The organism is Pedobacter sp. (assembly GCF_035566355.1).
Classification (GTDB): Bacteria; Bacteroidota; Bacteroidia; order Sphingobacteriales; family Sphingobacteriaceae; genus Pedobacter.
This window is the reverse complement of record NZ_DATMRL010000147.1, coordinates 1-7989: the sequence shown is the minus strand read 5'-3', so window position 1 is coordinate 7989 and position 7989 is coordinate 1. Positions and strand designations below refer to the sequence as shown.

Sequence of the window (7989 nt, the reverse complement as noted above, 5' to 3'; positions counted from 1 at the left end):
TGTTACAAAGAACTGCTTACGGTAGATTAATTCGGAAATTTCTTTTTGGAAAACAAAAATACAGCCGGTCACTGCCACAATAAAAACAATAATACCTGAGGCCAGCCCAAGCCAAAGGTGTAAAACACCAGCAATTTTTTTTGCCCTGCTTACAGGTTTCTTTGCTTTTTTAGGTATCCTGCCACCTACAGCAGCGGGTGGTCTTTCAATTATTTCCGTCCCTTCGGATCTTTTTTTTGGCAAACTTTCTATCACAGACTCTTATTTAGACCTAATATAAATAAAATGCAATATTAACAGTTTTTTTTAAGAAATAAAGGATTTCTAATTTAATTCTATTCCTAAAGTATCGCAGAGGCTAAGTATGTTTTGTTTCTTCTATTTACTTAGCTCAGTTGACGATGAAGACGTTTTTAAACTTCCTTCAGACCTTAACATACTTGTATAATTCCAGAAACTAAATATCAGAAACCCGAGGCAAAAGAAACCCTGCCACAATGCGTAGTAAATACCTGGAATCGATTTGGAACAGTGATCTGCCAAGAGCTTATCAGACAGATTTTGAATTTTATGGCGAAAAATTCAGGATTGGGCAGATGCTGAAATTGATGGCTATATTTCCGTGCACGAATAGGCAAAGATCAGGTTTTAAGACCTGATCGCTTCTACAGGATCCAGACGCGAAGCGGAATAAGCCGGCCAAAATCCGGAAATAGCACCAATAATAGCCGAAATTGAAACCCCCGTGATCACATTCTTCAAATCAAGTACAATTTTAACATCAAGTGCATAGGTGAACAAAAGCGTAATCAGATAAACCAGCAACAGACCAAAAGCTCCTCCCAGTAAACACAAAGCGATTGCTTCAAACATAAACTGTAATAAAATAAAATAATTCTTTGCACCTAAAGATTTCTGGATTCCGATTATATTAGTCCTTTCCTTTACTGAAACAAACATAATATTTGCAATACCGAAACCACCAACAAGTATAGAAAAACCTCCAATAACCCACCCGGCGATATTGACCATTTTAAACATGACATCCAACTGATTGGAAAGAATAGTCGCTTTATTCAAGGCAAAATCATCTTCGGCACCAGGTTTTAAACGATGTATCGAGCGCATCACCCCTCTTAATTCACTTTCGACCTCTTCTTGTGCAATATTATCCTTCCCCCTCACTGTAATTTGAGGGCCATACATTTCATTTTCTACGTCAAATAAGCCCTTAGCCAGGTTAATCGGGATCAAAACATTCTTATCTTGTGATACACCAAGCATATCTTCCCCTTCTTTTTTAAATACCCCTACAACTGTTAACCTTCTTCCCATCACTTTAATCTGTTTACCTACTGCTTGCTCTCCTGAAAAAAGGCCATCAGCAATGTCAGCGCCCAGAATGATTACGGGAGCGCCGGACTGCCCTTCATTTTCGGTGAAATACCTCCCATCCTGAAAATCAAAATTCCAGGTTTTATCATAATCCTGGGAAGCAGAATTTAAAGTCACATTTTCGACAGAACTGCTTCTATATTTTATGGTTCTATTGCTTGCTGATGCTTCAAAACAAATCCCCTGTACATTTTCAAGACGTTCCTTTAAGGCCGTAAAATCTCTTATGCTGGGCTGCGGTCTGTTCATATATTTCCACCATGGATAATTATCGCCAAACATCCATGGCCATTTTTGTACAAATAATGTATTTGATCCCAATTTATCTACACTTTCCTGCAGCTTATGACGTAAAGTATCTACAGCAGAAAACACTGAAATAATGGTAAAGATACCAATGGTAATACCAAGTAAGGAAAGCATGGTACGAAGTTTATTCTGGCGCAGAGCGTCTGCTGCAAACCAAAAACTTTCGCCGATAAGTCTTAAGATCATCATAATTGCTGTTTAGACCAAAACTACCTAAAAAGGTTACAGCGAATTGCAGGATATTAAAAAAAATACAATTTGGTACTATTTATGCAGTTATAAGGATAATTTCTAAATTAGGAAATTTATTTTGTAAATTTGCGCCCTTAATTATTACATCGAAGAATATGAAGTTATCTCAATTTAAGTTTAATTTACCTGAATCATTAGTTGCCAATAATCCTTCAGAACAAAGGGACGAAGCCCGTTTAATGGTTTTGCATAAGGATAGTGGCAAAATTGAACATAAAATATTTAAAGATGTTTTAGATTATTTTGATGATCATGATGTGATGATCTTAAACAACACCAAGGTTTTTCCTGCACGTTTATATGGAAACAAGGAAAAAACAGGCGCTACAATTGAAGTATTTTTGCTCCGCGAACTGAATAAAGAGTTGCGTTTATGGGACGTTCTTGTTGATCCTGCACGTAAAATCCGTGTGGGAAATAAATTATATTTTGGTGACGATGACCTTCTGGTTGCAGAAGTTGTTGATAACACCACTTCCAGAGGCCGCACCATCCGTTTCCTGTTTGACGGAACAGATGAAGAATTCAGAAAGAACATCGAAATTTTAGGAGAAACACCTCTTCCAAAATACATTAAAAGAAAAGCTACAGCTCAGGATAAAGAGCGTTATCAAACTATTTTCGCAAAACATGAAGGTGCTGTCGCTGCCCCTACTGCAGGTCTGCACTTTAGCCGTGAGTTGATGAAAAGACTTGAACTTAAAGGCGTAAACTTTGCAGAAGTAACTTTACACGTGGGCTTGGGAACCTTCAGATCTGTTGAGGTTGAAGATTTAACCAAACACAAAATGGATTCTGAACAATTCATTATTGAGCAAAAAGATGCTGATATTGTAAATAAAGCTTTGGAACAAAAAAGAAAGATCTGTGCAGTAGGTACAACTTCTATGCGTGCCATTGAGTCTGCAGTATCTTCCGGAAGAACACTGAAAGCAGCAAATGACTGGACAAGTAAGTTTATCTTTCCTCCATATGATTTCAGCATTGCAAATTCCATGATCACCAATTTTCATACACCTGAATCTACTTTATTAATGATGGTAAGTGCATTTGGAGGTTACGACTATGTAAGACATGCCTATGAGGTAGCTTTAAAAGAAAAATATCGTTTCTACAGTTATGGCGATGCCATGCTGATTATCTAATACAGATTCTAAAACATCATAATAGGAGGTTTCAACCATTGGGTGAGATCTCCTATTTTTGTTTAAACCATTCTTAACAGATACAGATGAAATATTATGCAATAATAGTTGCAGGAGGATCAGGAAGCAGGATGAAAGCAGCCATAGCAAAACAGTTTTTATTGCTGGAAGACAGGCCAATTTTAATGCATACCCTTGAAATTTTTCACCGGTGCAAAGTACAGCCCGAAATCCTGCTCGTTTTAAATATCCATGAACACCACCGCTGGGAAGAATTATGCGAACAATACAATTTTAAAATTCCTCATCAGGTGATCAAAGGAGGAGAACAGCGTTTTCATTCTGTAATGAACGGGCTAAAAGCCGCAAAGGGTAAAAGCATAATTGCTGTACATGATGCAGTAAGGCCCCTGTTGTCTGCAGACCTGATAGAACGCAGCTTTAAAGCCGCTGAAGAAAACGGGAATGCAGTTGCAGCAATTCATCCAACAGACTCTGTAAGAGCCTTAAAAGGGGATAAAAACGAAGCCTTAAACAGAGATGAGGTTTACCTGATACAAACCCCGCAGACGTTTCAGTCGGACCTGCTCAAAAGAGCCTATAAACAGCCATATAGAAATAACTATACCGACGACGCCTCAGTGGTTGAGCACGCAGGCTATAAAATCCATTTAATAGAAGGAGAAAGAGAAAACATTAAGATTACACATCCTTTTGATTTGGAAATCGCATCAATGTATATGCATAAAAAAAGCTCCTGATGTTCAGGAGCTTTTTTCTATTATATTAAGCGGCTCTGTTGATCACTTTTAAAATAATTGCAATAACAGCAATTACTAATAGAATGTGAATCAAGCCTCCGACATCACCAAAGCCGTGAAAGAAAAAGCCAATGACCCATAGTATCACCAATACCACAGCAACCAGATAAAGTAAATTTCCCATAATGTAGATTTTTAGTTGTTAATTAAATTTGGCATGCGTTAAACATTTCCTGACATTATCTAAACAATCTTCGTTCCAAAAATAAAAAGCCCCGCGGTTGGCGGGGCTTTAAATGGGTTTTAATATTCATCTTCGTTAAAGAAGAAGTCATCCTTGGTAGGATAGTCAGGCCAGATCTCTTCGATAGTTTCATATGGTTCACCATCATCTTCCAGCGCTTGTAAGTTTTCAATAACTTCTACCGGAGCACCTGATCTTATGCCGTAATCAATTAATTCATCTTTTGTTGCAGGCCATGGAGCGTCTTCCAAATGCGATGCGAGTTCTAATGTCCAATACATATGTTATACTATTAGTTATTCTTTTTTAATTCCGCAAAAGTATATTAAAAAACTTGATGAAAACAAACTTTTTTTTCCACTTTATTTTTAAACACGGGGAATCCAAATATTCTCTTCCGTTTTAGCATCGAAATTCAATTTCCGAGCCAAAACAAATAAATAATCACTTAATCTATTCAAATAAATGGTCATTTTTTCGTCAACAAAACTTTCAGAGGCCAAATGTACCGTAAGTCGTTCTGCCCTTCTGCAAATGCATCTTGCTATATGACAGTAAGAAACTACAGTATTTCCCCCCGGTAATATAAAATGTTTCAATCCAGGTAATATCTCATTCATGGCATCCATTTCTTTTTCCAGCAGTTCAATGTCACTTTCATGAAGATCGGGAATTTTCATTCTTGATTTCTCCGGATCTGCAGCAAGTGAAGCACCAACGGTGAATAAACGGTCTTGTATTTCCTTCAGTACCTCCTGATGATGTACCTCTATATCCTGGCACATAATAAGACCTAGATAAGAATTCAGTTCATCTACGGTACCATAACACTCAATGCGCAGGTGAAATTTAGGAACACGGGTTCCTCCTATCAATGAGGTCAAGCCCTTGTCGCCGGTCTTAGTATAAATTTTCATCAGAATATATTTTTTTAAAGATTATGAAGCTATCATGTGCTACTAAAATTTATTCATTTCAGTTTGTGCAGTACTGCACATGATGGTTTCATGTTTTTTAGCCAATCGTTTCAAAATCATCACCCTTCTCCTGCAGAACTGTAAGTCGTGGCGAAACGGTCTTAATATCGGTATTTTGAAAATCGTTTTCAATCAAACCATCGCGCATCCTTACAATACGATGGGCGTGAAGTGCGATGTCCTCCTCGTGAGTAACCAGGATAATTGTATTTCCCTTACTGTGGATCTCTTCCAGTAGCCCCATAATTTCTATAGAGGTTTTGGTATCCAGGTTTCCTGTAGGTTCATCGGCAAGTATAATGGAGGGATTATTAATCAGTGCACGCGCCACCGCAACACGCTGACGCTGCCCACCCGAAAGTTCATTTGGTTTATGTGTAACCCTATTTCCAAGCCCTACATTTTCAAGTGCTGCCTGTGCCTTTTTATTACGTTCAGTTTTACTTACCCCCGCGTAAATCAACGGAAGCGCAACATTATCAAGTGAAGTAGACCTTGGCAGCAAATTAAACGTTTGAAAAACAAAGCCGATCTCTTTGTTTCTTACTTCAGCAAGATCATTCTCACTCATATGGCTTACATTAATACCATTTAGAATATAATCTCCCTTGCTTGGTGTGTCCAGGCAACCCAAAATATTCATCAGAGTAGACTTACCAGAACCCGAAGGCCCCATTAAAGCGACAAACTCCCCTTTGTGTATATCCAGAGAAACCGACTTTAAAGCATGGATCACTTCGGTTCCTATCACATACTTACGTCCAATATCTTTAATGTGGATCAACGGTTTTTCCATAATATTTTATTTTTTAGACAGCTCAACAGGACCTAATGTTACAGGCCTCTGCTATTTTTCTATGATCTTTGGGACCATAAAAAACTCCTCATTATGCTTCGCTGCATTCATTAATCCTTCTTCCCTGCTCAGTTCTACCTTAACCTGATCTTCTCTCCAAACATTGACCTGCGGATTCATATACACCAATGGCTCTACTTTATCCGTATCCAATTCATTGAGTTTTTCCATGAAAGTCAGTACCTTGCTCATTTCACCTATAAGATGATCTACTTCCTCCTCTCTGACCTCTATTCTGGCCAGATCAGCTACTTTATATATGGTTTTCTTATCTATATTCATTACACTGCAAGTTTACTATTTATTATCTCAAATACCTGATCTTTCAGTAAGTCCTCTTCTCCCAATCTCAAATCCTTTGTACTAACCGCCTTATGGACGTAAATATCGCAAATCCCCGGACGACTTCCATATCTAGCACCATCATCAAACATCTTTTTCCAGACATTCATTGTTACCGGAACAATACGTACCCCCTTTTCAATAGCCAAACGAAAAGCACCGTTTTTAAATGGCATCAGTACCGGCGGATAATGCTCCTCACCTATTCCACCCTCCGGAAAGATCACCAGACTCATTCCCTTTTCCAGATTGTTACCTGCTTGCTTAAATGCACGGAAAGCAGATATACGGCTATCTCTTTTCACAGGAATGTCTACTGTACGGAAAAAGATCTTAAACATAGGATGTCTTAGCAATTCCTCTTTACCCATAAAATGAAACCTTCCTTTAGCCAGGACGCAAAGAATCATCACATCCAGGTTAGAAGTATGATTCGCACAATAAATATAGGTTTCTTCCTCATCCAGCGGCTCATCCAGATTGATCCTAAAGAAAATACCTGTTAAAAAGCTGCACAACAAGCTATTTGCTTTCCTAAGCTTATTCAGCATACCATACCATTCTGTTTTTCTGGAAGTTATATAGTAGAAGGGATAAAAGATCAGAAAAAGGAACACAATAACGAAAATAACATACACCCTGTGCAGTAATCTTAAGTTCTTAATCATCAATCCAAAAATAGTAAAAAACGCCATATGCGTTTAAAGTTGCAGCCGCAAATCTTTTTTTTTATTAATTTCGGCCTATGAAAGAAACGGTTGTTAGTGGTATACGCCCAACAGGGAAACTACATTTAGGAAATTATTTTGGTGCAGTAACCAATTTTGTAAAAATGCAGTATGATTATAACTGCTATTTTTTTATCGCAGATCTTCATTCATTAACCACTCATCCGACACCGCAGGATCTTCATGGCTATGTGAAACACGTTTTAGTGGAATACCTGGCCTGTGGCATTAATCCAGAAGAGACAACCATTTACATCCAATCTGATGTTCCTGAAGTAGCAGAATTGTATTTATATTTAAATATGAATGCCTATATGGGCGAACTGGAACGAAGCACATCATTTAAAGATAAAGTACGTTCACAGCCCGACAATGTTAATGCGGGTTTATTGACCTACCCCACTTTAATGGCTGCAGATATTTTGATCCACAGAGCAACAAAAGTCCCGGTTGGGAAAGACCAGGAACAGCACCTCGAAATGACGCGTACCTTTGGAAACCGCTTCAATAGATTATATAATACTGATTTATTCCCTGAATCATTTGCTTTCAGTTACTCAGAAAACCTGGTTAAGATCCCAGGTCTTGATGGAAAAGGAAAAATGAGTAAATCAAATGGAGAAAATACCTGTATTTACTTATCAGACAGCCCTGAAGATATCCGTAAAAAAGTTTCACGTGCAGTGACCGATGGTGGTCCCACGGAAGAAAACCAGCAGAAGCCAGAAGCCATCCAGAATCTTTTTGACCTGATGAAAATTGTATCCAGCGCTGATACCCTTAATCATTTTGAAGACCAGTACAATAAAATGGCCATACGATATGGCGATTTCAAGAAACAACTGGCCGAAGATATGATCATTACAAACACTCCAATCCGTGAAAAGATTGAAGAAATTTCGAAAGACACACTGTATCTACGACAGGTAGCTAAGCACGGTGCGTTAAAAGCTAGAGAAAGCGCACAGAAAACCATTAAG

General features: G+C 38.2%; 11 protein-coding genes. 3 read left to right on the top strand and 8 right to left on the bottom strand.

Annotated elements, in window-relative coordinates; translation table 11 throughout:
* Positions 1–255, bottom strand: a 255-nt coding sequence (locus VNZ46_RS05860; RefSeq protein ID WP_325559176.1) for a PepSY-associated TM helix domain-containing protein, incomplete at its 3' end; no start/stop codon positions are given.
* Between the two features lie 393 nt (positions 256–648).
* Complete coding sequence (locus VNZ46_RS05855; RefSeq protein ID WP_325559175.1) at positions 649–1893, bottom strand: ABC transporter permease; 1245 nt, start codon at positions 1891–1893, stop codon at positions 649–651.
* A gap of 158 nt (positions 1894–2051) precedes the next feature.
* Here VNZ46_RS05855 and queA point away from each other — a divergent pair, with 158 nt between their 5' ends.
* Together queA and VNZ46_RS05845 are read left to right on the top strand one after the other, a co-directional pair.
* A complete protein-coding gene (gene queA, locus VNZ46_RS05850; protein ID WP_133782631.1) occupies positions 2052–3101 on the top strand; it encodes a tRNA preQ1(34) S-adenosylmethionine ribosyltransferase-isomerase QueA in 1050 nt (349 codons plus the stop codon).
* Between the two features lie 86 nt (positions 3102–3187).
* The gene (locus VNZ46_RS05845; RefSeq protein ID WP_325559174.1) at positions 3188–3862 is read left to right on the top strand and encodes a 2-C-methyl-D-erythritol 4-phosphate cytidylyltransferase; all 675 of its coding nucleotides are present in this window, start codon (positions 3188–3190) and stop codon (positions 3860–3862) included.
* 25 nt (positions 3863–3887) lie between these two features.
* Here the strand turns inward: VNZ46_RS05845 and VNZ46_RS05840 are convergent, their stop codons facing one another.
* The 6 genes from VNZ46_RS05840 to VNZ46_RS05815 form a co-directional block, all read right to left on the bottom strand.
* Complete coding sequence (locus tag VNZ46_RS05840; RefSeq protein WP_110832748.1) at positions 3888–4046, bottom strand: lmo0937 family membrane protein; 159 nt, start codon at positions 4044–4046, stop codon at positions 3888–3890.
* A 119-nt stretch (positions 4047–4165) separates the two neighbouring features.
* Complete coding sequence (locus tag VNZ46_RS05835; RefSeq protein WP_008240955.1) at positions 4166–4387, bottom strand: DUF2795 domain-containing protein; 222 nt, start codon at positions 4385–4387, stop codon at positions 4166–4168.
* Positions 4388–4474: 87 nt separating this feature from the next.
* The gene (locus VNZ46_RS05830; RefSeq protein WP_325559173.1) at positions 4475–5023 is read right to left on the bottom strand and encodes a cob(I)yrinic acid a,c-diamide adenosyltransferase; all 549 of its coding nucleotides are present in this window, start codon (positions 5021–5023) and stop codon (positions 4475–4477) included.
* A 97-nt stretch (positions 5024–5120) separates the two neighbouring features.
* Positions 5121–5879 carry an ABC transporter ATP-binding protein gene (locus VNZ46_RS05825; RefSeq protein WP_108555578.1) on the bottom strand — a complete coding sequence of 253 codons (759 nt, stop codon included), beginning with the start codon at positions 5877–5879 and terminating at the stop codon, positions 5121–5123.
* Positions 5880–5930: 51 nt separating this feature from the next.
* The gene (gatC, locus tag VNZ46_RS05820; RefSeq protein WP_325559172.1) at positions 5931–6221 is read right to left on the bottom strand and encodes an Asp-tRNA(Asn)/Glu-tRNA(Gln) amidotransferase subunit GatC; all 291 of its coding nucleotides are present in this window, start codon (positions 6219–6221) and stop codon (positions 5931–5933) included.
* A complete protein-coding gene (locus tag VNZ46_RS05815; RefSeq protein WP_325559171.1) occupies positions 6221–6976 on the bottom strand; it encodes a lysophospholipid acyltransferase family protein in 756 nt (251 codons plus the stop codon). The genes gatC and VNZ46_RS05815 overlap by 1 nt, the downstream gene beginning before the upstream one ends.
* A gap of 50 nt (positions 6977–7026) precedes the next feature.
* Here VNZ46_RS05815 and trpS point away from each other — a divergent pair.
* Positions 7027–7989: tryptophan--tRNA ligase (trpS, locus tag VNZ46_RS05810; protein ID WP_325559170.1), on the top strand; the 963-nt coding region annotated here is incomplete at its 3' end.